We start from the raw sequence: 24,270 nt of genomic DNA on the forward strand, positions 1-24,270 counted from the left end.
GTTGCGGGCGGCCCTCCCCCCCTCCCGGGGCGCCCCGACCCCTACCGGCCGCCCCCCCCCCCCCCACTGCGGCGATCCCGACGGGACTTGAACCCGCGACCTCCACCTTGACAGGGTGGCGAGCTAACCAACTGCTCCACGGGACCAGAGTTTTCTGATCTCGTTCACTCGCTTGCCGCGCTGCGAACAAGACAGATCGTAGCCCATGGTGGGCCCCCAGGTCGAACTGGCTCCTGAGGGCCCACCCCCGGCCACCGGCGGGAACTCAGAGCGCGGCCCGCGCCGCCTCCATCGCCTTCATGATCCGCTTCTCCGACACCGGGGTCGGCGTGCCCAGCGACTGCGCGAAGAAGCTGACCCGCAGCTCCTCGATCATCCAGCGGATGGCCCGCACCTCCGCGGACGGCTGCCGCCCGGCCGGGACGGCCGCCAGCAGCTCCCCGTAGGCCTGCTGCACCTGCTGGACCTTCAGCAGCTGCTGGGCGTCCCGCTGCGGGTGGTTGGGCAGCGCCTCCAGCCGGCGGTCCACCGCCAGCAGGTAGCGCTTGAGGTCCGGCAGGCGCTGCCAGCCGGTGTCCGTCACGAAGCCCGGGTGGACGAGCGAGGCCAGGTGCAGCCGGACGTCGTTCACCGCGTTCAGCAGCACCGGGCTGCCGACCGTCCGCAGCCGGGTCGAGGCCTTGTGGAAGGCGATCAGCGCGGTGGCCGTCTTCAGCGTGGCGTCCGCGGACAGGTCGTACAGGTCCGCGCGCACCTTGTCGTGCAGCTTGCCGAAGGCCGCCTCGTCCCAGGCCGGGCCGCCGCCCAGGGTCATCAGGCGGTCCGTCGCGCAGGCCACCACGTCCTCGAACAGGGCGGTGATCGAGCCGTGCGGGCTGTGCGAGAGCGCCAGCTTGGCCTGGTTGCCCAGGCGGCCCTGGATCGACTTGGCGGGCGAGTTGGTGGTCAGCATCAGCAGCCGCCTGGTGCCGTCCCACATCGCCCGCGCTTGGGCCTCCGGGGTGTCGAACAGCTTCACGCCGACCGACTGCCCCTCGTCCACCAGCGCCGGGTAGGCGCGCAGCGAGTGGCCGCGCGAGCGCTGCTCGAACGTGCGCTGGAGCACCGGCAGGCCGGCCGGCCAGGCGGTCAGCCCGCCCTGCTCGATGCCCTGGCCGGAGGCCGCCGAGGACAGCGTCTCCTTGAGCTTCGGCTTGAGCCGCAGCCGCAGTTCCTCCAGGTCCTTGGACTCGGCGAGCTTGCGGCGGCCGTCCACGACCCGGAAGGTGACCTTGAGGTGGTCCGGCACCCGGTCGTCGTCCCAGGCCTCCGGCGGGACGGTCACGGCCGTCAGGCGCTTGAGCGCGTGCTCCAGGGACGGGAGCAACGGCTCCTGGCGGTCCTTCACCGCGCGCAGCGCGGCCTTGGCGAAGTCCGGCGCGGGCACGAAGTTGCGCCGGACCGCCTTCGGCAGCGACTTGATCCACGCGGTGACGAGCTCCTCGCGCAGGCCCGGGATCTGCCAGTCGAAGCCCTCCGCGGTGACCTGGTTGAGCACCGGCAGCGGGATGTGGACGGTCACGCCGTCCGCGTCGCTGCCCGGTTCGAACTGGTAGGTCAGCGTGAAGCGGAGCTTGCCCTGCTGCCAGTGGTCCGGGTAGTCGGCCTCGGTGACGCCGTCCGCGGCGTCGTTGATCAGCATCGACTTCTCGAAGCTGAGCAGGTCCGGCTGCTCGTGCCGGGCCTTCTTCCACCACGCGTCGAAGTGCCGGGTGGAGACGACGTCCTCGGGCAGCCGGGCGTCGTAGAAGTCGAAGAGGGTCTGGTCGTCGACCAGGATGTCGCGCCGGCGGGCCCGGTTCTCCAGCTCCTCGACCTCGCCGAGCAGCCTGCGGTTCTCCGCGAAGAACTTGTGGTGGGTCTCCCAGTCGCCCTCCACCAGCGCGTTGCGGATGAACAGCTCGCGGCACAGCTCCGGGTCGATCTTCCCGTAGTTGATCTTGCGCTGGGCGACGATCGGCATCCCGTAGAGCGTCACCCGCTCGTAGCCGAGGACGGCGCCGGCCTTCTTCTCCCAGTGCGGCTCGCTGTAGCTGCGCTTGAGCAGGTGGCCGGCCAGCGGCTCGACCCACTCCGGCTCGATCTTCGCGTTGATCCTGGCCCACAGCCGGGACGTCTCGACCAGCTCGGCCGACATCACCCAGCGCGGCGGCTTCTTGAACAGGCCGGAGCCCGGGAAGACCGCGAACCGGGCGCCGCGCGCGCCGCCGTACTCGCGCTTCTCCACGTCGAACAGGCCGATGTGGGAGAGCAGCCCGGCGAGCAGCGACTGGTGGATCCGGTCCGCGTCCGGCTCGGCGTCCGGATGCGGCTCCTCGATCGTCACCCCCAACTGCTTCGCCACCGTGCGCAGCTGGGTGTAGATGTCCTGCCACTCCCGTATGCGCAGGTAGTTGAGGAACTCCGCCTTGCACATGCGGCGGAAGGCCGAGGACGAGAGCTCCTTCTGCTGCTCCCGGACGTAGCGCCACATCGCCAGGTAGGAGAGGAAGTCGGAGGTCTCCGAGGTGAACCGGCGGTGCCGGTCGTCGGCGGCCTGGCGCTTCTCGGTGGGGCGCTCGCGCGGGTCCTGGATGGACAGCGCGGCGGCGATCACCATGACGTCGCGCACGCAGCCGTTCTTGTCCGCCTCCAGCACCATGCGGGCCATCCGCGGGTCCACCGGGAGCTGCGCCAGCTTGCGGCCGAGCGCGGTGAGGCGCTTGCGCGGGTCCTTCTCGTCCGGGTCCAGGGCGCCGAGCTCGTGCAGCAGGTGCACGCCGTCCTTGATGTTGCGCGAGTCCGGCGGGTCCAGGAACGGGAACGCGGCGATGTCGCCGAGGCCGGCGGCCGTCATCTGCAGGATGACCGAGGCCAGGTTGGTGCGCAGGATCTCGGCGTCGGTGAACTCCGGCCGGGAGAGGAAGTCCTCCTCCGAGTACAGCCGGATGCAGATGCCGTCCGAGGTGCGCCCGCAGCGGCCCTTGCGCTGGTTGGCGCTGGCCTGGCTGACCGCCTCGATCGGCAGCCGCTGCACCTTGGTGCGGTGGCTGTAGCGGGAGATGCGGGCGGTGCCCGGGTCGATCACGTACTTGATGCCGGGGACGGTCAGCGAGGTCTCGGCGACGTTGGTGGCCAGCACGATCCGGCGGCTGCCGGAGCGCTGGAACACCCGGTGCTGCTCGGCCGAGCTCAGCCGGGCGTACAGCGGCAGGATCTCGGTGGACTTCAGCTTCAGGCGGGTGAGCGCGTCGGCGGTGTCGCGGATCTCGCGCTCGCCGGAGAGGAAGACCAGGATGTCGCCCGGCCCCTCGGCCTGGAGCTCCTGGGCGGCCTCGCAGATCGCCTGGATCTGGTCCCGGTCGCGGTCGGCGTCGGTGGAGTCGTCCTCGGCGTCCTCGTCGAGGATCGGGCGGTAGCGGACCTCCACGGGGTAGGTCCGGCCGGAGACCTCGATGATCGGGGCGTCGTTGAAGTGCCGGGCGAAGCGCTCGGGGTCGATGGTCGCGGAGGTGATCACGACCTTGAGGTCCGGGCGGCGCGGCAGCAGCTGCTTGACGTAGCCGAGGATGAAGTCGATGTTGAGGCTGCGTTCGTGCGCCTCGTCGATGATCAGGGTGTCGTACTGGTGCAGGTCCCGGTCGGTCTGGATCTCGGCGAGCAGGATGCCGTCCGTCATCAGCTTGACCAGGGTGTCCTGGCCGACCTGGTCGGTGAAGCGGACCTTCCAGCCGACGGCCTCGCCGAGCGGGCTGCGCAGCTCCTCCGCGACGCGCTCGGCCACCGTGCGGGCCGCGATCCGGCGGGGCTGGGTGTGGCCCACCAGGCCGCGCACGCCCCGGCCGAGCTCCAGGCAGATCTTCGGGATCTGGGTGGTCTTGCCGGAGCCGGTCTCGCCCGCGACGATCACCACCTGGTGGTCCCGGATCGCCGCCAGGATCTCGTCCTTCTTCTGGCTGACCGGGAGCTCGGCGGGATAGGTGATCTTCGGGACGGCGCCCCGGCGCTGCTCGACCAGCAGCTCGGCGCGTTCGATGTCGGCGGCGATCTCGGTGGCGATCTTCTGCCGGGCCTCGGGTTTGCGGACCCGGCGGGCCCCCTCCAGCCGGCGTCCGATCCGCACCTCGTCGCGCAGGGTCAGCTCGGGCAGGCGGGCGGCCAGCTCGCCGATACCGGGGCCCTCCGCGGGAGCGGCGGCGGACTGGACTGCGGGAGAACTCACTGCGGGCATCCCTCTAGGTTCGCAAGGAGGCACGGCGGCGCGCACCTCGGTTTTCGAGCCCCTCCAGTGTCACAGTCGCCGGTGGCGATCCGCGAACGGCGGGTGGCCGGATCGGTGCGGAAACGCCACGGCGGGCCCGGAGGATTCCGGGCGGGTGCGGGCAACGGTTTCCGGGCGCCCCGGACTCAGGTGGGGTGAGGAGGTGCTCATGGGAGCCCACAAGGCCGCGCGGGACGACGAGTTCCGCGCGTTCACCGGCAGCGCGTGGACGCGGCTGCTGCGCACGGCGTACTTGCTGGCGGGGGACCGGCACGGCGCCGAGGACCTGGTCCAGCAGGCGCTGGAGCGCGCGTACGTGCACTGGAACAAGGTCCGCGCGGCGGACGACCCGAACGCGTACGTGCGCCGGATCCTGGTCAACGAGCACGCCCGGCGGTGGCGGCGGCGCAGACCGGCCGAGTACCTGGTAGAGGCCCCGCCCGACCGGCCCGCCCCGGCCGGGGCCGACCCGGACGACCGGGCCGTGCTGCTCGCCGCGCTCGCCGCCCTGCCGCCGCGCCAGCGCGAGGCGGTGGTGCTGCGGTACTGGGAGGACCTCAGCGAGTCCCAGACCGCGGCGGCGATGGACTGCTCGGTCGGGAACGTGAAGAGCCAGGCGGCCAGGGGGCTGGCCAAGCTCCGGGAGTCCTCCTCGCTGGACGGACTGACCACCATCGGAGGTAGCAGATGAGCACGGAGTCCATGCCCGGGAACGAGCACGCGCCGACGGCGGCGGAGGAGGCCGCCGCCTCGTGGGCGCTGGGCGACCTGGCCGGGAGCATCGAGGCCGACGCGGTGCCGTACGACCGGCTGGTCGCCGGCGGGAGGCGTCGGCTGCGGTGCCGTCGGCTGCTGGCCGGGGCGGCGGCCGCGGCGGCGGTCGTCGCGGTGGCCGGGGTCGCCTCGGCGTTCGGCGGCCACGGGCCGGGGACGGGCGGCGCCGCGGTGGCGGCGGCTCCTTCCACGGCTGCCGCTCCCTCCGCCTCCCCGGCTTCGTCGGGTACGCCGTCCGCCCCGGGCAGCCCGGCCGGGGCCGCGCGGGACCCGTTCACCCCGATCCGCGTCAAGATCGGCGAGGGCAGCGCGAACGGCCACACCTGGCAGGCCTGGGTCGCCGAGTGGCCCGGCCCGGCCACCGAGCAGGACGCCCTCCGGCAGATCGAGACGATGCGGAAGGAACGGACCGCCGCCGACCCGGACCCGCGCTCGCTGCTCCCGCAGGACGCGGCCGGCAACTGGGCCCCGCACAACGACCTGGCGAACCTCTACTACACCGTGGACGGCAAGCGGCAGCCGGACGACTCCGTCCACGTGGTCAACGAGCCGGGCGGACCGTACAAGGGAGGAGTCGCCAGCGTGAGCACGTCGCTGGGCCTCAAGGACGCGGCGGAGTCCGGCCTCCCGCCGGTGGTGGCCGGCGGCGTCGGGCCCGAGGTGGCGAAGGTCGTGATCACCTGGGCGACCGGCGGCTCCACCGAGGCGGTGCCGGTCGCGGCCGGGGACTCCACGCTGCGCTGGTTCGGCCTCATGGCGAAGCCGGGCTCCGGCGTCAAGACCTTCACCACCTACGCCGCGGACGGTTCGGTGCTGCGGACCACCGACCACTGGCTCCGCACCAACTGAGCCGCGGCAGCCCCTTCCCGCCCCGTTCCGCCCCGATCGTCGCCGCCGTGCGCCATCGTGGTGCCGGACGAGTCGATCGACGGACCGTCAGCGGTCCGGAAGGGCGGTGGACGATGAGCGGGTTGTCGAAGGAACGGCTGGAGCGCCTGCACCGGGTGCTGGCCGGGCACGTCGAACGGGGTGCCGTGCCCGGCCTGGTGGCGGCCGTCGCCCGGGACGGCGACGAGCACGTCGAGGTCCTCGGCAGCCACACGGCCGGGGGCGGCGCGCCGGTGCGGCGCGACACGATCTTCCGCATCGCGTCCATGAGCAAGCCCGTCACCGCCGTGGCCGCGCTCACCCTGGTCGAGGAGTGCGTCCTGCGCCTCGACGACCCGCTCGACGACCTGCTGCCCGAACTCGCCGGCCGGCGCGTGCTGCGCCGGCCGGACGGCCCGCTCGACGACACCGAGCCCGCCGCCCGCCCGATCAGCCTGCGCGACCTGCTCACCTTCCGGCTCGGCTACGGACTCACCACGCCGAGCGGCGCCCCGATCGCCGCCGCCATGGCCGAACGCGGCGTCAACGTCCTGCCGCCGCGCGCCGACTACCCAGCGCCGGACGAATTCCTGCGCCGGCTCGGCGAGTTGCCGCTGCTGCACCAGCCCGGGGCCGGCTGGCACTACCACACCGGCTCGGTCGTCCTCGGCATCCTGCTCGCCCGCGCCTGCGGCAAGCCCCTCGGCGACGTGCTGCGCGAGCGCGTCCTCGGCCCCCTCGGCATGCGGGACACCGGCTTCACCGTCCCGGCCGACCGGTTGCACCGGCTCCCCGTCGAGTACTGGCACGACCCCGCCCGCGGCCTCGTCGTCTACGACGACCCCGCCGACAGCGCCTGGTCCCGGCCCGCGGCCCTCGACGACGGCGGCGCCGACCTCGTCTCGACCGTCGACGACTACCTCGCCTTCGCCCGGATGCTCCTCGCCGGCGGCACCCACGGAGACGTCCGGATCCTCTCCCGCCCCACCGTCGAGCTGATGACCACCAACCAGCTCACCCCCGCCCAACTCACCGCCTCCGCACCGCTGCTGGGCCGCGACGAGCTCACCGGCTGGGGCTTCGGCGTCTCCGTCGCCACCACCCGCGACGGCCTGCCCACCCCCGGCCGCTACGGCTGGGACGGCGGCCTCGGCACCACCTGGTTCAACGACCCGAAGGAGCGGCTGACGGGCATCCTGCTCACCCAGCGCATGTTCGACGGCCCCACCCCGCCCGCGGTCGCACGGGACTTCGAGGTGCTCGCGTACCAGGCGGTGGCGTGACGGGGCCAGGGGGTCCTACGGGGTGAGCGCGGCCTCGTCCGGGTCCGGCAGCCAGTCGCGGGCCGGGTCGTACTCCAGCCACCTGCTGCGCCGCGCCTCCTCGGCGAACGCCCGCAGCAGCGGCTGGAGCCGGGGGTGCTGGTCGGCGGCCGCGCCGTCACCCGGGCCGCCCTCGGCGCGCCAAAGCAGCGACCACGCGTACAGCGGCGTCGGCTCGACCAGCGGGACGGTCCGCACACCCGGACGGTCCGGGAGCGGGACGTCGGCGGGGACGAGGGAGAAGCAGTCCGGGGCGGCGCGGACCTGCTCGACGAAGTGCTCCAGCCCCAGGTTGGTCGAGCCGGCCCGCCGCTCGATGCCGAACCGGTCCGCGAACCTGGTCAGGAAGTCCAGCCGGTCCACCGCCGCCGGGTAGCGCAGCACGCTGCCGCGCAGGTCGGCCGGGCGCAGCACGTCCCGGCCGGCCAGCGGGTGGCCGGCCGACAGCAGCACGTCCACCGGCTCCAGCCGCACCAGCCGGTGCGTCAGCCCCGCGTCCCGGCCCTCCGGCAGCGGGTGCACCCGGCCGAAGCCCGCGTCCGACTCCCCGCGCAGCAGCGCCGCCGCGACCGACGGCAGGTCCCGGCCGGGCACCGGCTCCACCTCCAGCCCCGGCGCGCCGTCCAGCGCCTGCGCGACGGTGCGCATCGGCGCGAACAGGTGACCCCAGACGTCGATCCGCAGCGGCCGGGCGGCGCACGTCACCGCCGCCACCGCCCGGTCCCCCTGGTCGAGCACCCGCCGGGCCGGCTCCAGGAACCGCCGGCCCTCCTCGGTGAGGCCCACGCCCCGGGCGTCCCGGTCCAGCAGCCGCACCCCGAGGGCGCCCTCCAGCCGGGCCACCCGCTTCGACAGCGCCTGCTGGCTGACCCCGAGCCGCCCCGCCGCCCGCCCGAAGTGCGCCTCCTCGGCGGCGGCCACGAACGCCCGCACCTGCGCGAGATCAAGATCCATGAGGCGTCAGCTTAGGGCGTGTCTCTCGGCTCAGGCCGGGTGCCGCCGTTCCCCGGACGACAACCGCCCGTTGTCGGCGGCGCCCGGCGGTTGTTGGACCGGCTCCGGGCCGCCGCGGTGTGCTGGGCCGGTCAACGGGACGCTACGCCGAGAGGGGAGAACGGGATGAAGGCGCTGGTACCGACCGGCCGGGCGGACGCACCGGTCGGGTTCGCGGAGGTCGCGCAGCCGGAGCCGGGACCGGGGGAGGCCCTGGTCAAGGTCGAAGCGTTCTCGGTCAACCGGGGTGAGACCTTCAAGCTGGAGGCCCCCGAGCCGGGCTGGCGGCCGGGCAAGGACGTCGCGGGCCTGGTCGTCCAGGCCGCCGCCGACGGCTCCGGGCCGGGCGTGTGCCGCCGCGTGGTCGGCCACCCGCCCGCGGGCGGCTGGGCCGAGTACGTGCGCGTGCCCACGAGCTCGCTCGCCGAGCTCCCCGACTCCATCGACGCCGTCCGCGCCGCCGCCCTCCCGCTGGCCGGCCTCACCGCGCTGCGCCTGCTCCGCACGGCGGGCGCGCTGGCCGGCCGCCGGGTGCTGCTGACCGGTGCCTCCGGCGGCGTCGGGCACTACTTCACCGAGTTGGCCTCCGCCGCCGGGGCCGAACTGACCGTCGTCGCCGCCTCCCCCGAGCGCGGCCGGCGGCTCGCCGAGCTCGGCGCGGCCGAGGTGGTCCACGAGGTCGGCGCGGCGCGCGGCCCGTACGACCTGGTGCTGGAGTCCACCGGCGGCGACGCGCTGCCGCTCGCCCTCGCCCGGCTGGCCCGGCGCGGCACCCTGATCTGGTTCGGCCAGGCCTCCCGGCGGCCCGCCACGCTCGACTTCTTCGACTTCTTCACCGGCCCGGAGTCCGCGACCCTGCGGCACTTCCACTACGCCGACTCCGACGTGCCCGACGGCCGCGACCTCGCCACCCTGGTCCGCCTGGTCGCGGAGGGCCGCCTGACCCCCGAGCTCGGCCGGGTCGCGCCCTGGTCCGAGACCGCCGCCACCCTCACCGACCTGCGCGACCGCCGCATCCGCGGCAAGGCCGTCCTGACCGTCAACTGATCCGCGCCGAAAGGGAACCGACGATGTCCGACGACTCCTTCTTCTCCTTCCTCGACGACCCCGGCTTCCTCGCCGCCTTCGTCGAGGTCAGCCGCCCCCGCGCCCACGGCGCCGGCCTCGACCCGTACGACTACGACCGGGTGACCGCCCCGCTGGCCTCCGCGCACGACTGGCCCGCCGCGTGCGCCGCCGCCGGGCAGCGCCACGCGGAGGCCGCCGGGCGCGCCGCCGCCGAGGGCCGGGGCGTCACCGCCGGCGAGGCGTACCGGACGGCCGCCCGCTGGCACCACGTCGCCGGGTGGCTCCCGCACCCCGACCGCGAGGCCGCCGCCCGGACCGCCGCCGACGCGGACGAGGCCATGCGGCGGGCGCTGGCCCACCTCGACCCGGCGGCGGAACGGGTCGAGGGCGACGGCTTCGCGGGCTGGCTGCGCCGCCCGTCCGGCGGCCCGGCGGCACCCCGGCCGGTCGTGCTGGTCGTGCCGGGGATGGACTCCGGCAAGGAGGAGTTCCACGCCGTCGTCGAGGCCCTGCTGGCCCGCGGCTCGGCCGTCCTCGCGATCGACGGCCCCGGCCAGGGCGTCCTCGCCGCCGGCAGCGTCCCCGAACCGGACTACCAGCGCGTCGTCGGCCGCGCGATCGACGCCCTCGCCGGCCGCGACGGCCTGGACCCCGACCGGATCGCGGTCGTCGGCCTGAGCCTCGGCGGCTACTACGCGGCGACGGCCGCCGCCCACGAGCCGCGCGTACGGGCCGCCGCACTGGTCAGCGGCCCGTACCGGCTGGCGTGGGACGAGCTCCCCCCGTTCGTCCGCGCGACCCTCGTCCAGCGCTGCGGCGGCCCCGAGGCCGCCCGCGCGTTCGCCGCCCGGCTGGACGTGACGGGCCTGGTGCCCGCGCTGACCGTGCCGGTCCTCGTCGTCGAGGGCGGCGAGGACGTGATCCCGGGCGTCACCAACGCGACCCCCCTCGCCGCCGAGGCCCCCGCCGCCGAGCTCCTCCTCGTCCCGCACGGCAACCACCTGCTGGGCACCGCCCTCCCCGACTGGCTCCCCACCACGGCCGACTGGCTCACGGGCCGTCTGTAGGGCGGGGATTCCCCGGAGGCGACGTCAGCCGTCGACCACGAGTCGCCACGGGTCGAGCACGGCCGCCCTGGCCAGGTGGGTCAGGAGGTCCGTGCTCCCGGTCGCAACGACCGCCATGCCCTGGTCCCCCGGTTCGGCGCCGGTGGGGCGGGAGAGCGTGTACACCTTCGCCGACAGCGAGCCGGGGACCCCCGTGACCGGGAGGAAGGGCTCCGCCGGGACGGTCTCCGTGCCCATGGAGGTTCCGGTGACCGCGGTGCCGACGGGCTGTCGCCCGAGGATCCCCAGGTGCATGAGGGAGACCTCGCCACCCGGCTGGGGGGCGCGGACTCCCGGTGCGTCCGGGAGCAGCAGACGGACGCCGTCGCCGGTGACGGTGTAGGCGCCGTACTCGGTCTCGGTGTACGGGCGGGCGTGTGCGAGGCCGGCGAGGACCGCCGCGCCCGCGCCCAGGGCGAGCAGACCGCGCAAGGGGGTGCGGGCGCCGCTCGCACGGTAGGCGTGGAACAGCCGGACCGCGATGTGGAGGGCCAGCGCGGCGAGGAGGCACAGCCAGGACAGCGCCCCCATCGGCCCGAAGCCGATCAGGGCCGCCCGCCCGGCGATGAGCAGGTTGCCGAGCAGCAACCAGGGGAAGAGCAGGCAGACGGCCCCGTACACGGCCCAGCCGTCGGCCAGGGTGCGGGCGGGCCGGGGTCCGCCGAAGGCCACCCAGCCGGCGAGGGCACGGACGTCGGCCATGCTCTTCTCCCGCAGGTTCGGGATGTCCACCCACGCCATGAGGGCGATGTAGCCGTCGAGCTTGATGAACGGCAGCAGGTTGAACAGCCCCGCGAACGTGGTCATCGTCGCGCACACGCCGAGCAGGTCGCAGGCGGCGCCGGCGGTGACCGCCGAGCCCAGCGCGAGCACGCCCGCGCAGCCGAGCTGGCAGGTGACCCCGGCCAGCGCGACCATGACCCGCTGGCGGCGGTCGCGCAGCCGCCACACGTCGGTGACGTCGCAGAACATCGCCGGCGTCAGGTACAGCAGCATGACGCCGATCCGGCGGGCGTGCCCGCCGTACCGGGCGAGGCAGGCGCCGTGGGCGAGTTCGTGCAGGCCGTTGACCGCGATCACGACGCCCATGGCGATCGCCCAGTACTGCCAGGGCTGGGGCCGCCAGGCGGCCTCGGAGATCCGGACGGCGCCGGAGAGGACCACCGCCAGCCCGGCGAACACGGCGGCACCGCACAGCGCGGTGCTCACCCGGTTGGCCATCAGCCGGGGCAGCGGGCGGCCCGGAGCGAGGAAGCCCGGGCGCCGGAACACCGTGAACTGCAGCGCGGCCGGGCGGCGGTACTGGAAGCGGCCGTTGCCCGGGCTCTCGGGGGCGGTGCCGGTCAGCAGCCCGAGGTCGGTGAAGCGGCGCAGCGCGGTGTCGAGCACCTCCGCCGGGACGGACGGGGCCAGGTCGGCCCGGAGCCGGTCCAGGTCACGGGTGCCGTCGAGGCCCTGGAGGAGGGTGGCGGCGCCGGCGCCGAGGCGGGTGAACCGGCCCGAGTCGTGGTCGGCGGCCGTCCAGGCCCGCTCGCCGTTCTCCGGTGCGATGAGCTCGATCCCGGGCCGCACCTGCGGCCTGGCGGGGACGTCCCGGACGGGTGCGGCAGTGGCGGTCCCCATGTCAGTTCGGCTCCGCCGTGCGCTCCCGGAACACCGCACCGAGGAGGGCCGCCGCGATGTAGCCGAGGAGCAGGGCCAGCGCGGCCCAGCCGGGCAGCGGCGCGGTCAGCTCGGGGTCGTGCAGCAGGGACAGCTGGGTGCCGCCGGGCAGGAAGCGCCCGAAGTCGGGGAGCGCGACGATCACGACGGCCTCGATGCCGCTGGTGTACGCGACGACGGCGAGCACGGTGGCGACCTGGTTGCGGATCAGGTAGCCGAGGGCCACCCCCCAGGGGCCGGCGAGGGTGCTGACCAGCACGATCGTCAGCAGCAGCCGCCACACCTCCCAGGTGTTGACGGGGGCGTGGCCGAAGCCGGCCGCGATGGCGGTGCTCACGAGCGCGGACAGCACGCCGACCGGGAGGCTGACGGCCACCGAGGCCGCCGCCTTGGCGGCGAGCACCCGCGTCCGGTCCGGAGTGACCAGGTAGGTGCGGGTCCAGGTGCGGTGCCGGTACTCCCCGGTGACCAGGAGCGAGCCGGTGATGGTGGCGAACAGCAGCCCTGCGAAACCCTGGTGGATGACGGCCAGTGCCGCCTCCTCGGCCGGCATGGCCGCCTCGGTGGCGTGCCGGGCCGAGCCGATGGCGGCCAGGGCGATCAGGGCGAGGCCGGTGCCGACGGTGTAGAGCAGGCCGCGGCCGGCGCGCAGCTTGCGCAGCTCGGTGCGCAGGACGGTGGTGAACCGGGCGGGGTGGGTGGGTCCGGCGTTCATGCGGCGGCCCCCTCGGTGTCGCGGGTGCCGTCCAGGAGGTGGTGGAACGCGTCGTCCAGGGTGGCGTGGGCGTCGTCGAGCAGGCCGTCCAGCGGGCCCGCGTACCGGACCGTCCGGTCGAGCACGACCACGTGGTCCGCGGTGCGCTGGACCTCGTCCAGGCTGTGGCTGGAGACGAGCACGGCGCCGCCCCCTTCGGCGAAGGAGCGCAGGAAGCCGCGCAGCCAGCGGATCCCGTCCGGGTCAAGGCCGTTGGCGGGCTCGTCCAGGACCAGGATCCGGGGCGAGCCCACCAGGGCGCAGCCGAGCGAGAGCCGCTGGCGCATGCCGAGGGACAGCACGTCGATCCGGCGGTACTCGGCTTCCTCCAGGTCGATCGTCCGCAGGACCTCGTCGACGGCCCCGGGCGGGGCGCCGACGGCTTCGGCGACCAGGCTCAGCTGGGCCCGCACGGTGAGCGCGGGATGTCCGGGGACGTCGGTGACCGCCGCGCCCACGACCCTTGCGGGGCAAGGGAGTTCGCGGTACGGGACCCCGTCGATCAGCGCGCTGCCGGAGGTGGGGGCGGTCAGCCCGAGCAGCATCCGGAGCGTGGTGGACTTGCCGCACCCGTTGCGCCCGAGGAGGGCGGTGACGCTGCCGGCGGTGACCTCGAAGGAGACCCGGTCCACGGCGCGGAATCCGCCGTATTCCTTGGTCAGATCTGTGCAGACGATCAGAGGCTTCAAAATGTGGCTCCAGATGGAGCCCGGGCGGTCAGTTCCTGCGGGCCATGACGGCCAACGCGGCCACGCACTCGACGCCGACGAGCACCCAGAGGCCGGTCTGAAGCGGGCCGTCGGTGTGCCGGGCGAGAAGGCTGGTGAGGAGTATGGCCAGGCTGACGATGCCCAGGCTTACGTAAAAGCTTCGCATGGTCGGTCGGAGGTGCGCCGCCATGGTTGGAACCGGAGCACCCCCAGCTCCTTTCGGACATGAGGTGGCGGTGCATCGGTCTCGCAGCGCCTGCTGTGGCGGCGGGCGCGGGGTCGCCCCCGTCGCCCGCCCCCACAGCCTACGGTGGATCAGGTGATGCTCAGGCCAATGACGAAGGCCGCGCCACCGAGGGCGGTGATCTGCGTGACGTCATGGGCGGTGTCCAGCCAGCCCGGGGCGGCGAGGGTGTCGAGCTCCTCGACCGCGAAGTCCGCGGCCTCCGGCTGGGCGGTGATGTCCTGGTTCACTGGTTCTCCTTGACTGGTCGACCGGTCGACCGGTCGATCGGTGGGATTTCTCGGGTGTCGACCGCGGTCAGGTCAGGGCGATGACGCCGGCCGCCTCGAGGATGGCGGCGCCGCCGCCGACGATGGTGATGCCGGTCCCGAGGCCGTCCATGAAGCCGGGGGCGTCCAGCTCCTCCAGGGGCTCGACCGCGAAGTCGGGGCGGGTGGCCGGATCCTGGTCCTGGTTCTGCTGCATGTGATTCTCCAATTGGCAGTCGTTTATCGGGCGTGGTCCATCAGATGTGGTCCATCGGGTGTCGCTCGTCAGGTCGCGAGGATTCCCGCGCTGATGCCGGCGCCGACCGCGAAGCCGGCCCAGGTCTCCTTGTCCCAGCCGAGGAAACCCGGCGCGTCGAGCATTTCCAGCTCTTCGACGTCGAATTCCGGCAGGTTCTCAAACTCGACAGCGGGCATTCCGTGCCTCCAGTCCGGTTGCGGTGTTGCTCCCAATCCTGGCCCCCGGCGCGGCCGGTGGGAACACCTTGCGGTTTTTGCTTCGGGGATCGCTACGTGTCCGACGGCTCTTCGCTGCGGAGGCGCGGACAAATACCTGTGGTCGACTCCAGGGTCGTTCAACGGTGTTCCCGATGGGCTTTCCGGCCGTACGTTCGTCCTGATCGGGCACGCCGGGAAAAGGCGACGCCGGCGGCAATCGGAGAGGGAGAACAGCGGTGGAGGAAAAGCTCCGCGAGGGCGTGGACCGGCTCTGTGAATGGTTCGCCGGCGACACGGCGCCGGACCGGCGGAATCCGGGCGGCGTGCTGGTCGAGCCGGGCGGCGACGTGGACCCGGTGCTCGCCGCCGGCCTGGTCGCTCCCGGGGCCTGGCTGTTCGCGGAGGACGCCGACGGCGGTGGCACCGGGGTGCCGGGGATCTCCGTCGGGGGCGGCCTGGCGCACCCGGGTGACGAGCTGTCGGTGGCCGACGAGGTCTACGTGCAGACCTTCGACTACTGCTCGCTGCCGTACCTGTCGATCGCGGGTCCGACGGTCGTGCGGATCACCGGCGAGGCGGACCACGCGGCGTTCCTCGCCGACGCGGACCGGGCGGCGCACGGCGGCGTCTGGGCCGCCGCGCTCGGCCACTCCTCCGTCCACCTGGCCGACATCGGCGCCCTGGCGGCGCCCGCCCGCCGGCCGGGTACCGGGCGGCTGTACGTCACGACGGACGGAACGGTCCGCACCGGGATCGGCGGCAGCGACCTGGCCCGGGTGGAGGACGGCGCGGAGGCGGTGGCCATGGCCCTGGCCGCGCACGGCGGCGATCCCACGCTCGACGGCGTGCTGGAGCGGTCCGTCCTGCTGGCCGGCGCGGCCTCCCGGCCCTGGCTCGGCCGCTACCTCCGGGCGCTCGACGTCCGCCGGCGGCTGGCCGGCCGGTTCGGCGGCGAGCCGACGGTGTCCGGGTTCGGCGTGCGCCTCACCCCCGGGCTGCCGACGGCGCCGGTCGAGGCCGTGGACGCGCCGCTGATCACCGAACACGACGGCACCTGCTACGCCGTGCCGGCCGACGGCTCCCGGCTGTTCCGGCTCGGACGGGACTCCGCCCGGCTGCTGGAGGTCTTCGCGGTGCTGGACGAGGCGGAGCAGGCCGCGGCCGAAGCCGCCCGGCTGTTCCAGGTGACCCCGTCCCGGGCGGCGGAACTGCACGCCGACCTGACCGCCCGCCTCGGCGGCAGCGGCTCGCCGGCCCGTGCGGAGGGCGACCGATGAGCACCGGCACCATCGAACCGGCGGCGCTGCCCGGCCTGGCCGGCCGGATCGCCGCCGCCCTCGGCACCTCGCTCACCGTCACCGACATGTACGGACCCCTGGGCGGGCCGGTGTACCACCGGCTCACCGTCCACGACACCAGCGAGATCCCCGATCTGCTTACCCGGCTGCGCGGCGTGTCCGGCCCGGTCCTCGAACTCGCCTGCGGCTCCGGCCGGCTGACCATCCCGATGCTCGCCGCAGGGCACCGGGTCACCGCGCTGGACCTGTCCGCCTCCCTGCTCGCCGAGCTGACCCGGCGCCTCGCCGACCCCGCCGCCCGGCACCTGGCGCAGCGGCTGGAGACCGTCGAGGCCGACATGTTCGAGCTGGACCTGGGCCGGACCTTCCGGGCCGCGGTCCTCGGCACCACCACCATCGGACTGGTGCCGCCCGAGGTACGACCGGCCTTCCTGCGCCGCGTCCACGACCACCTGGAGCCCGGGGGCGAGTTCGTCCTCAGCCTCCACCCCCCGGCGGCCGCGCCCACCGAGGCCGTGCACCCCATGACCACCGCCGACGCCGTGGACTTCCTCGTCGAGTACCAGGAACCGCACCTGCAGCGCCGCCGGGTGGCCGTCCTGCACCTCGGGCGCGAGGGCCGGCCCCTGCTGCTGACCTCCACCGTCCACACGCCCGACCTGGACACGCTCCGGCAGGAGCTGTCCGACGCCGGGTTCCCGGCCGTCGAAGTCCACCCCGTGCGCCGGATGGCCGAGGGCTCGCCCCTGTTCGTGCTGACCGCCAGGAGGCCCGCGTGACCACCGTGAACACCTATCCGCTCTGGGAGTTCCTGCTCCCGCCCAGCGAGTTCGGCCGGGTCGACCGCCGGGCCACCGGCGCCCGCGGCACCCGGCTGCGCTTCGCCGACGGCACCGAGGTGCTGGACGCCACCAGCGGCCTGTGGAACGTCAACCTCGGCTACGGCAACGACGCGATCGGCGACGCGATCGCCGCCACCGGCCGGGACGCCTCCTACCTCAGCCTGTTCCGCTACTCGCACGACTACGCGGTCAGGGCCGCCGAGGACCTGGTCGCCGCCGCCGGAACGGCCTACCGGCGCGCCGTGTTCTCCACCTCCGGCGGGGCGGCGAACGACCTCGCGATGAAGCTCGCCCGCCAGTACGCGGTGCTCCGGGGCCAGCCGGAGCGCAAGCTCGTCGTCGGCCTGCGCGGCAGCTACCACGGGCTGACGTACGGGGCCCACTCCCTCACCGGGGAGGCGCTCGACCAGCAGCTGTACGGCGTCGACCTGCGCAACGTCCGGCACGTCGACCCGGCGGACCCGGAGGAACTCGAGCGGTTCATGGCCCGCCACGGCTCCCGCGTCGCCTCGCTGGTGTGCGAGCCGGTCCTCGGGTCCGGGGCGCACCCGCTGTCCGACGCCTTCGTCGAGGCCATGATCAGGCTGCGGCGCGAGCACGGGTTCCTGCTGGTCGCGGACGAGGTGGCGACCGGCTTCGGCCGGACCGGCCCGCTGTTCGCCAGCTCGCGCTGGGCCGAGGCACCGGACCTGCTCCTCACCTCCAAGGGCCTGACCAACGGCAGCTGCGCCGCCTCGGCCGTGCTCGTCTCGCACGCCGTCGCCGAGGGGTTCGAGCGGCGGGACGCGATCCTGGTCCACGCCGAGACCCAGGCCGGCAGCCCCGCCAGCTGCGCCGCGGTCTCGGCCACGCTCCGGCAGTTCGACGAGCTCGACGCCCTGGCCGCCGGCGCACGGACCGCCGCCGCCCTGGACGCGCTCCTCGCCGAACTGACCGACCGGCTGCCGCTGGTGGCCAGGACCACCGGCGTCGGCTGCTTCCGCGCCCTGCACCTGCGCGACGCCGACGGCGACCCGCTGGACGGCCGGGCCGTCCAGGGCGCGATCGCGGCGATCCGCTCGCACGGCGCCCTGGTCTACCCCGGCCCCGGCGCCGTCCAGCTCATCCCGGTCCTCACCAGCACGGAGCAGGACCACGCCGACCTGGCCGAGGCGGTGGCCGAGGGCCTCGCCGAGACCTCCCGACGGGTGGGGCACCGGTGACCGGAGGGACCGACCGCCCCGGGCCGCCGGCGGTCTGGCGCCAGCGCACGCAGATCCACTTCGGCGAGGGCGCGCTGGCCGAGGTGTGGCGGCGGGTCCGCTCCCACCGGACGGTCCTCGTCGTGGACGCCGACCAGCCCGGTCTCGCCGAATCGCTCCCCCACGACGGGGAGGTGATCCGCGTCGACCCCCTGGCCGGTGACCTGGACAGCGCCGTCGTCCTCGCCGGGCAGCTGCGCGAGTTCGAGCGCGTGGTCGTGGTCGGCGGCGGCGCGGTGCTGGACCAGGCCGCACTGGCCCGGCTGTTCACCGCCGCCCCCGGCACGCCGACGCGGATCCGGCTCGGCGGTCCCCGTCCCGGACTGGTGCACGGCGGCCCGGCCGAACCGCTCGCCGGACCGTACCCGGAGCTCGTCGCGGTCCCGACCACCGTCGGCACCGCCGCCGAGGTGAGCTGCGCCGCCACGGTGCTGGTCGAGGGCCGCCGCAAGCTCGTCATGCATCCCCTGCTGTCCGCCGACACGGCGGTGCTGGACCCGGTCGCGACCGCCTCCCTCCCGGGCCCCCTCCTGCGGGAGGGGACGCTGGAGGCGATGATGCGCATGGCCAACGCCTACCTGACGATTCCCGGAAGGCGCTGCCCGGCGGCGGCCGAGACCGAGGCCCGCGACCTGCTGCGGGAACTCGCGGCAGCCGGGAGCACCGGACGGCCGGCGGCCGAGGTCGCCGTGCTGAGCGCGCGGACCGTCCTCGGACTGAGCATGGTCGGCCGCGACCCCTTCGCCGCGAAGACCTGGTTCCTGGCCAACGAGCTGTCCGCGAGCGCGGGCGTGCGCAAGATGGCCGCCACCGCCGCCGTCCTGCCCGTGGTGTGGCGCCGGATCATGGCCGGCGACGCCAGGCTCGGTGACCGGGAACGGCTCCGGCAGGCCTGGGACGCCGTCAGGGCCGGAGCGCCCGGGCTGGCGGACGACCCCGTCCACGGCATCAGGACGCTGGCGGCCGACTGGGGCGTCGACGCGTTCGCCGGCCCCGCGCCCGCGCCCGCCGACCTGGCCAGGGCGGCCGCCCGCGCCTGGGGCGGCGGCCTGCCCATGCTGGCCGGCTTCACCGTCCACGAGCTCACCGAACTGTACGCCGAGGTCCTCGAGGCAGCCCCGTGATCGACTTCATCGCCACGCTCGACCCGCACAACGGCCTGGCCGCGGCCGGCGCGCTCCGCCCGCCCCGCCTGCCGGACGAGCCGCTCTGGCAGGGCCTGGTGGAACTGCACCCGGCGCGCACCGGGGCCGCCTCCCGCGAAGGGAGCACGCTCGCCCGCGAGGTGGTCGGCGCGTACGGCGCTTCGCGCGGCGACACCCTGGTGCGTGCCGCGGGCGAGGCGGTGGAGCGCTTCGCCCTGTACCCGGCGGGCGACCCGGTGACGGTCGCCTCGGCGGCCGAACTGGCGGGCTCCGCCCTGGACTTCACCCGGAAGGGCGCCGAGCTGGCGGACCCGGCCGCGGCCCGCCGGGAACTGCGCTGGTACCCGGGCCGGTCGCTCGTCGACGGCGGCGGGGTGCACGTCCCGGCGGGCCTGGTCGACTACCCGGCCCACCCGGACGACGCGGCGGGCTTCGACCCGTCCCCGTCGGGAGCCGCCTCCGGAGCGACCCCCGAGCAGGCCCTGCTGTCGGCCCTGCTGGAGGTGATCGAGCGGGACGCGCTCATCACCGCCTGGCAGTGCCGGCTGCCGCTGCCCGTGGCCGACCCGGAGGCCGTCCTGCGGCAGAGCCCGGCGACCCCCGGCCGGCAGCGGCTCCGGCTCGCCCACCGGGCGGCATCCGCCGCCGGACTGCGACCGGTGCTGGCCTGGATCCCCACCGGCCTGCCCGGCGTCCACTGCGCCACCGCAGTGATCGTCGACACGGACGGCCCCGGGCGGCTCGCGGCCGTCGGCGCCTGCGCGTCCGGGGACGCCTGCACCGCTCTGGGCAAGGCCCTGCAGGAAGCCATGCAGATCCGTTCCGCGCTCCGCCTGGTCAACCGCAACGACCCCGCGGACGCGCCGACCGCGCAGCCGCGCACCGAGCTCGAACGCGCGCAGTACTTCGCCTCCGAGCACGGCGCGGCGGCGGTGGCGTCCTGGGCCGCCGGGTTCGTCCCGGAGGAGGCGCGGCTCCTCGCCGACGCCGGAGCGGGTGCCGCACCGGACGGGCTCACCGTCGACGGGCTGGTGCGGGCACTCGCGGAGCAGGGCGTGCGGCCGGTGGCGGTCGACCTCACCCACCGGCTGCCCGAGGCGCTCGTCCGCATGGGCTGGCACGCGGTCAAGATCGTGCCCGAGGGCCTGCAACCCCTGCGGCTGGACGAGTCCTGCGCCTTCAACTGGCACCGCGGCCGGCTCGCGTCCGCAGGCGCCAGGACCGGCCTCACACCCCTCGCACCCGAGGGCCGCCGGGAGCCGCATCCGCTGATCTAGCGCCTTGGCCGGCCCGGGGAGCCCCGGGCCGGCCAGCGCCTAGGCCGCCTCCCCGAACAGCGCGGCGCGCAGGCCGACCCGTCCGTCGATGCACAACTTCCGGTACACGTGCGTCAGATGGAACTCCACCGTGCGCCGGGTGATGTAGAGCCGGGCCGCGATGTCCTCGTTGCTCAGCCCCTCGGCGGCCAGTCGGGCGATCCGCTGCTGACTCGGGGTCAGCGACTCCGGCCCGACCTGCGGGAGCCGCCGCGGGCGGGCGCCGGTGGCCAGCAGCTCGTTGTGCACGCGGCCCGCCAGCGCGGTGGCCCCGGCGGCCTGGGTGAGCGCGAGGGCCTGGCGCAACCGGGCCCGTCCGGCGTCCGTGTGCCCGGTGGCCGCGAGCAGGGTGCCGAGCGCCGTCACCGATCGGGCGAGCTCCAGCGGATCGGACGCGTTCTCCAGCAGCGCCACCGAGTCCTCCAGGCCCGTCCGGGCCAGCGCCCTGGGACCGACCAGCGCGGCCACCCGCAGGGCCCGGGCCAGCACCACCGGGGCACCCCAGGCCTGCGCCTGCTCCACCTCCTGGGCGGCGAACTCCTGGGCCGCCTCCGGGCGGTTCAGCCGGTGCTCGATGACCGCCGCCCGGGAGCGCCAGGCGATCCGGCCCGGATTGTCCCCCCAGAGCTCCTCCATGAGCCGTCCGCACTCCATGAGGTCCCGCAGCGCCGCCGCGGCCTGCCCCTGGGCCATGCGCACGCGCGCGCGGGCCTCCAGGAAGTACGGCCACGTCCAGCCGGCGTGGCCGGCGGCCCCGGCGACGCGTTCGACGAGCTCCGCCGCGGCCTCGACCCGGTCGGTCTCCAGCAGGACCTGCACGGCGGCCGCGACGACGTGCGGCAGGTACGGGTGCGGCTCGTCCGACAGGGCCAGGGCGTGCTCGGCCTCGTCCAGGGCCGCGGCCAGCTCACCGGTCCGGTGGCGCAGCCGTGCCCGGACCGCGGCCGTCACCGCCCGCGCGGCCGGCGGCCAGTGCGCGAGGTCGGCCGCCCGGATCTCCGAGGCCCCGCGACGGGCGGTCTCGATCCGGTCGGCGTCGAGCAGGGCGGTCACGGCCAGCACGGCGGTCTGGGCCTGGTCCTGCGCCGGGTGGAACCCGCGCAGGGCGTTCCCGGCGAGTTCCCCGGCACGGTCGGCGCCGTCCAGGGCGATCACGGACCGCATCGCGAGCGCCGCCAGCAGCCCGCGCTCGTCCGGCGTCCGGCCGGTGGGCTCCGCCCGCGGCCCGCGGGTGGTCAGGGAGCCCCAGCAGGCGGGCCGTCCCCCGTCGGGAATGACGGCGCGCAGGCTCAGGATCGGCAGCAGCAGCCGGTTCGTGTCGGAGAGTTCCGCCGCCGTGCGGTCGAGCAGGTCGATCGCCGGGCGGGGCAGCCCCGACTGGACCAGGGCGCGAGCGAGCAACGGCACGAACTCCGCCCGCTGCTCGGGATCGGTGCTCAGGGTCTCGGCCTCGCCGAGGTGCCGCACGCAGTCGTTCAGGTCGCTGTGGGCCTCGGCGGTGCCCAGCTCCACCAGGAGCCGGTGCCGGACCTCCGTCGAGGCGGTCTCGGTGAGCGCGTGCCGGAGGAAGCGGACGGCCGCGGCCGTGTCGCCCCGCTCGCCCGCGGACCGTGCGGCCCGGCGCAGCACCTCCACCCGCCACGGCTCGCCGGTGCTCGCGCCGGCCACCACGTGGGCCGCGATCCGTTCCGCGGCCGCCCGGGCCCGGAACAGCGCCCGTGCGGTGTCGGCGTGCGCGATGGCCCGGTCGGTGGCCGCGAGCAGGCCGGCGAGCGACTCCGAGACCTGCGGGTGGCAGAACCGCCCGGCCGGACCGGCGGCGAGCAGCCCGCTGCCCTCCAGGGCGGTCACCGCATGGTCGAGCAGCGGCTGTTCCAGCCCGGTGACGGTCCGCAGGACGTCGGTCCCGGTGTCGACGCCCAGTTCGGCCAGCAGACCGGCCACCCGCAGCACCACGGGCGGCTCCCGGCGGAGCAGGGCCCGCAACGCGGTCGGCAGCACCCGCTCACCGACCGCGCCGGGGCGAACGAGCCCGGTGGTCTCCGGCAGCCCGCCCGTCCTGCCCAGCTCGCGGACCAGGGCGGCGACCAGGGCGGGGTTGCCCCCGGTCATCGCGTGGAACTCCGGGCCGAACGCCTCGGCGGCCCCGGGACCGACGCCCTCGGCGACGACCCGGGCCGCGCCCTCCACGGTCAGCAGCCCGGGCTGGACCACCCGGCACGCCGGGTGCTGCATCAGCTCGTGGACCAGCTCACCGCCGGCGTTCGGCAGCGAGCCCCGGGAAACGACGGCGAGCTGCACCGGGACGTCGTCCAGTCGGCGCGCCAGGAACGCCAGCCACTGGGACGAGTACTCGTCGGCCCAGCAGACGTCGTCCACCGCCAGGACCACCGGCCGCTCCTCGGCCAGTTGCAGGACGGGCGCGCACAGCGACGCCAGCCGGTCGAAGTCGGCGGCCGCCGAACCGGGCTCGGGCATCCGGTAGGGCATCCCCTCCAGCACCGCCTCCGCCTTCTGCGCGGCGGCCGGGCGCCGCGCGGCCGGAGCGCCGAGCACGGGAGCGAGGAGCTGGCGGACGGCGCCGAAGTGGAAGTCGCGCTCGACGATGCTGCAGCGGGCCCTCAACACCGTCATCTCCTGGTCCCGCGCCTCCCGGCCCAGGGCGTCGAGGAGAGCGGTCTTCCCCAGCCCCGAGGGGCCGTCGACCACGGTGACGGCCGCGCGCCCGGACCGGACCTCGGAGAGCGCGTCGAGCAGTTCCCGGAACTCATTGTCCCGGTCGGCGAGAAAGGTCCTTGATTGCGCCAATGCATTCCCCCGAAATTGCATTCATGGCTGCGCCGCCGCGGCGCGATGCGATGGGGATCGCGACCTCGGCGTAGCCGTTCCACGGTGTTCCTGGGAGATCCCCGCACCGATGTCGGCCGCGCTGTGAATTCAGTGGAACCGTAGCCCGTTCCACTGACAACCGCGCGCATCCCCCCAGATGAGCGGAACTATACCGCACCAGGTCACAGGGGTGACCGGGCGTCAGGGCGGCTGTACATGACATTCAAATCCGCCGGGTCTGCATATTTATGCGACGCTCTGGAAAATTCGAAATCAGGGCCGCATTATTCACCGGATGCGGACGTATAAACGGCCTTTGAAAACGGTGCTGCGCGCACGGTCCGGAGGCCGCATATCCCGGCGTCGGACGAAGGGCGGGCCGTTGGTGGTCGATGTGGCCGGCCGTCGGCGCTCGAAGGGCCGGCCGGGCGTCCCACCGGTGTGCTCCGGGGGTTGGGGGCCCTGGCGGGTCCTCTGGCGCCCCCTGGTGCCCCCGGGCGTCCTCCGGCTCGAAGGGCCCGCTCGGCCCGCTCCGGGGGCCGTGGTGGCGGGTGTGGCGGGTGCGGTGGACGGGGTGCGGCGGAAGGCGGAGATCATGATCCGCGTCACACGGCCCGCCTGCTGATGGCACGCGCAAACGGCGAAGGCCCCGGAGAGTGATCTCTCCGGGGCCTTCCTGGCGGTGGCCAGGGCCGGGGTCGAACCGGCGACCTTCCGCTTTTCAGGCGGACGCTCGTACCAACTGAGCTACCTGGCCGTACTGCACCGTCTCTTGCGAGACGAGCGATCCCGACGGGACTTGAACCCGCGACCTCCACCTTGACAGGGTGGCGAGCTAACCAACTGCTCCACGGGACCTTAGGTGGCTGGTGGGCCACCAGGTCTTGCGGCACTGCACTTTACTACGGGTACTGCGGTACTGCGTGCCCCCAACGGGATTCGAACCCGTGCTACCGCCTTGAAAGGGCGGCGTCCTGGGCCACTAGACGATGAGGGCTTGCGGCCTGTCCCGCTGTGTTCCAGCGTTCGGGGACGTCGAGAAGCATATGGGATGTCGGGCGGATCGCCAAAACGGGTTCCGGCCGGGTGGAGCGGCGGCCGGTCGGGCCGGGTGCC

Annotated in this window: 20 protein-coding genes and 4 tRNA genes; 10 read left to right on the forward strand and 14 right to left on the reverse strand. The window is 74.7% G+C overall.

Annotated features, from left to right (window positions below):
* Positions 1-72 precede the first annotated feature (72 nt).
* Both ACFV4F_RS20260 and hrpA read right to left on the reverse strand, forming a co-directional pair.
* Positions 73-146, reverse strand: a tRNA-Asp gene (locus tag ACFV4F_RS20260).
* A 119-nt stretch (positions 147-265) separates the two neighbouring features.
* Complete coding sequence (gene hrpA, locus ACFV4F_RS20265) at positions 266-4,249, reverse strand: ATP-dependent RNA helicase HrpA (protein ID WP_380504185.1); 3,984 nt, start codon at positions 4,247-4,249, stop codon at positions 266-268.
* Between the two features lie 199 nt (positions 4,250-4,448).
* Here hrpA and ACFV4F_RS20270 point away from each other — a divergent pair, with 199 nt between their 5' ends.
* The 3 genes from ACFV4F_RS20270 (at position 4,449) to ACFV4F_RS20280 (ending at position 7,203) form a co-directional block, all read left to right on the forward strand.
* Positions 4,449-4,970, forward strand: a complete 522-nt coding sequence (locus ACFV4F_RS20270; protein ID WP_380440673.1) for a SigE family RNA polymerase sigma factor — start codon at positions 4,449-4,451, stop codon at positions 4,968-4,970.
* Entirely contained in the window at positions 4,967-5,902 is a 936-nt protein-coding gene (locus ACFV4F_RS20275) for a hypothetical protein (RefSeq protein WP_380504188.1), read from the forward strand. Before ACFV4F_RS20270 ends, ACFV4F_RS20275 begins: the two co-directional genes overlap by 4 nt.
* A gap of 113 nt (positions 5,903-6,015) precedes the next feature.
* Positions 6,016-7,203, forward strand: coding sequence for a serine hydrolase domain-containing protein (locus ACFV4F_RS20280; RefSeq protein ID WP_380504191.1), 1,188 nt, complete (start codon positions 6,016-6,018; stop codon positions 7,201-7,203).
* A gap of 15 nt (positions 7,204-7,218) precedes the next feature.
* On the opposite strand, the gene ACFV4F_RS20285 is transcribed toward ACFV4F_RS20280, so the two are convergent.
* Positions 7,219-8,196, reverse strand: a complete 978-nt coding sequence (locus ACFV4F_RS20285; protein WP_380504194.1) for a LysR family transcriptional regulator — start codon at positions 8,194-8,196, stop codon at positions 7,219-7,221.
* A gap of 165 nt (positions 8,197-8,361) precedes the next feature.
* Between ACFV4F_RS20285 and ACFV4F_RS20290 the strand changes: the two genes are divergently transcribed.
* Together ACFV4F_RS20290 and ACFV4F_RS20295 are read left to right on the forward strand one after the other, a co-directional pair.
* On the forward strand, positions 8,362-9,282 hold the full coding sequence (locus ACFV4F_RS20290; RefSeq protein ID WP_380504197.1) for a zinc-binding dehydrogenase: 921 nt from the start codon (positions 8,362-8,364) through the stop codon (positions 9,280-9,282).
* 23 nt (positions 9,283-9,305) lie between these two features.
* Positions 9,306-10,370, forward strand: coding sequence for an alpha/beta hydrolase family protein (locus ACFV4F_RS20295; protein ID WP_380504200.1), 1,065 nt, complete (start codon positions 9,306-9,308; stop codon positions 10,368-10,370).
* A 24-nt stretch (positions 10,371-10,394) separates the two neighbouring features.
* Here ACFV4F_RS20295 and mpaP read toward each other — a convergent pair whose 3' ends face one another.
* From mpaP to ACFV4F_RS20330, 7 genes are all read right to left on the reverse strand, one after another.
* A complete protein-coding gene (gene mpaP / locus ACFV4F_RS20300) occupies positions 10,395-12,032 on the reverse strand; it encodes a daptide biosynthesis intramembrane metalloprotease (RefSeq protein ID WP_380504203.1) in 1,638 nt (545 codons plus the stop codon).
* A 1-nt stretch (position 12,033) separates the two neighbouring features.
* Positions 12,034-12,786, reverse strand: coding sequence for an ABC transporter permease (locus ACFV4F_RS20305; protein ID WP_380504206.1), 753 nt, complete (start codon positions 12,784-12,786; stop codon positions 12,034-12,036).
* Positions 12,783-13,514, reverse strand: a complete 732-nt coding sequence (locus ACFV4F_RS20310) for an ABC transporter ATP-binding protein (protein ID WP_380504209.1) — start codon at positions 13,512-13,514, stop codon at positions 12,783-12,785. Before ACFV4F_RS20310 ends, ACFV4F_RS20305 begins: the two co-directional genes overlap by 4 nt.
* Before the next feature lie 28 nt (positions 13,515-13,542).
* Complete coding sequence (locus ACFV4F_RS20315) at positions 13,543-13,701, reverse strand: hypothetical protein (RefSeq protein ID WP_380440656.1); 159 nt, start codon at positions 13,699-13,701, stop codon at positions 13,543-13,545.
* 149 nt (positions 13,702-13,850) lie between these two features.
* Complete coding sequence (locus ACFV4F_RS20320; protein ID WP_380440654.1) at positions 13,851-14,009, reverse strand: hypothetical protein; 159 nt, start codon at positions 14,007-14,009, stop codon at positions 13,851-13,853.
* Positions 14,010-14,076: 67 nt separating this feature from the next.
* On the reverse strand, positions 14,077-14,244 hold the full coding sequence (locus ACFV4F_RS20325; protein WP_380440652.1) for a hypothetical protein: 168 nt from the start codon (positions 14,242-14,244) through the stop codon (positions 14,077-14,079).
* Positions 14,245-14,312: 68 nt separating this feature from the next.
* On the reverse strand, positions 14,313-14,462 hold the full coding sequence (locus ACFV4F_RS20330; protein WP_380440650.1) for a hypothetical protein: 150 nt from the start codon (positions 14,460-14,462) through the stop codon (positions 14,313-14,315).
* Positions 14,463-14,719: 257 nt separating this feature from the next.
* Between ACFV4F_RS20330 and mpaB the strand changes: the two genes are divergently transcribed.
* The 5 genes from mpaB to ACFV4F_RS20355 are packed head-to-tail and all read left to right on the forward strand — an operon-like array spanning position 14,720 to position 20,286.
* Positions 14,720-15,760 carry a daptide biosynthesis RiPP recognition protein gene (gene mpaB / locus ACFV4F_RS20335; protein WP_380504212.1) on the forward strand — a complete coding sequence of 347 codons (1,041 nt, stop codon included), beginning with the start codon at positions 14,720-14,722 and terminating at the stop codon, positions 15,758-15,760.
* Positions 15,757-16,560: a daptide-type RiPP biosynthesis methyltransferase gene (gene mpaM / locus ACFV4F_RS20340; RefSeq protein WP_380504215.1), complete on the forward strand. Its 804-nt coding sequence runs from the start codon at positions 15,757-15,759 to the stop codon at positions 16,558-16,560. The genes mpaB and mpaM overlap by 4 nt, the downstream gene beginning before the upstream one ends.
* Positions 16,557-17,825 (forward strand): daptide-type RiPP biosynthesis aminotransferase, encoded by a 1,269-nt coding sequence (gene mpaD / locus ACFV4F_RS20345; protein WP_380440644.1) that lies wholly within the window; start codon positions 16,557-16,559, stop codon positions 17,823-17,825. The genes mpaM and mpaD overlap by 4 nt, the downstream gene beginning before the upstream one ends.
* A complete protein-coding gene (locus ACFV4F_RS20350; protein ID WP_380504218.1) occupies positions 17,822-18,988 on the forward strand; it encodes an iron-containing alcohol dehydrogenase in 1,167 nt (388 codons plus the stop codon). Before mpaD ends, ACFV4F_RS20350 begins: the two co-directional genes overlap by 4 nt.
* Positions 18,985-20,286 (forward strand): YcaO-like family protein, encoded by a 1,302-nt coding sequence (locus tag ACFV4F_RS20355; protein ID WP_380504221.1) that lies wholly within the window; start codon positions 18,985-18,987, stop codon positions 20,284-20,286. The genes ACFV4F_RS20350 and ACFV4F_RS20355 overlap by 4 nt, the downstream gene beginning before the upstream one ends.
* A gap of 39 nt (positions 20,287-20,325) precedes the next feature.
* Here the strand turns inward: ACFV4F_RS20355 and ACFV4F_RS20360 are convergent, their stop codons facing one another.
* The 4 genes from ACFV4F_RS20360 to ACFV4F_RS20375 all read right to left on the reverse strand — a co-directional run bounded on the left by ACFV4F_RS20360 (position 20,326) and on the right by ACFV4F_RS20375 (position 24,151).
* Positions 20,326-23,133, reverse strand: a complete 2,808-nt coding sequence (locus tag ACFV4F_RS20360; RefSeq protein WP_380504224.1) for a helix-turn-helix transcriptional regulator — start codon at positions 23,131-23,133, stop codon at positions 20,326-20,328.
* Positions 23,134-23,837: 704 nt separating this feature from the next.
* A tRNA-Phe gene (locus ACFV4F_RS20365) sits at positions 23,838-23,911 on the reverse strand.
* Between the two features lie 27 nt (positions 23,912-23,938).
* Positions 23,939-24,012, reverse strand: a tRNA-Asp gene (locus tag ACFV4F_RS20370).
* Positions 24,013-24,078: 66 nt separating this feature from the next.
* Positions 24,079-24,151 (reverse strand) — tRNA-Glu (locus ACFV4F_RS20375).
* Between the last annotated feature and the right edge of the window lie 119 nt (positions 24,152-24,270).

This window comes from Kitasatospora sp. NPDC059722 (genome assembly GCF_042733235.1).
In the GTDB taxonomy this organism is placed as follows: Bacteria; Actinomycetota; Actinomycetes; order Streptomycetales; family Streptomycetaceae; genus Kitasatospora.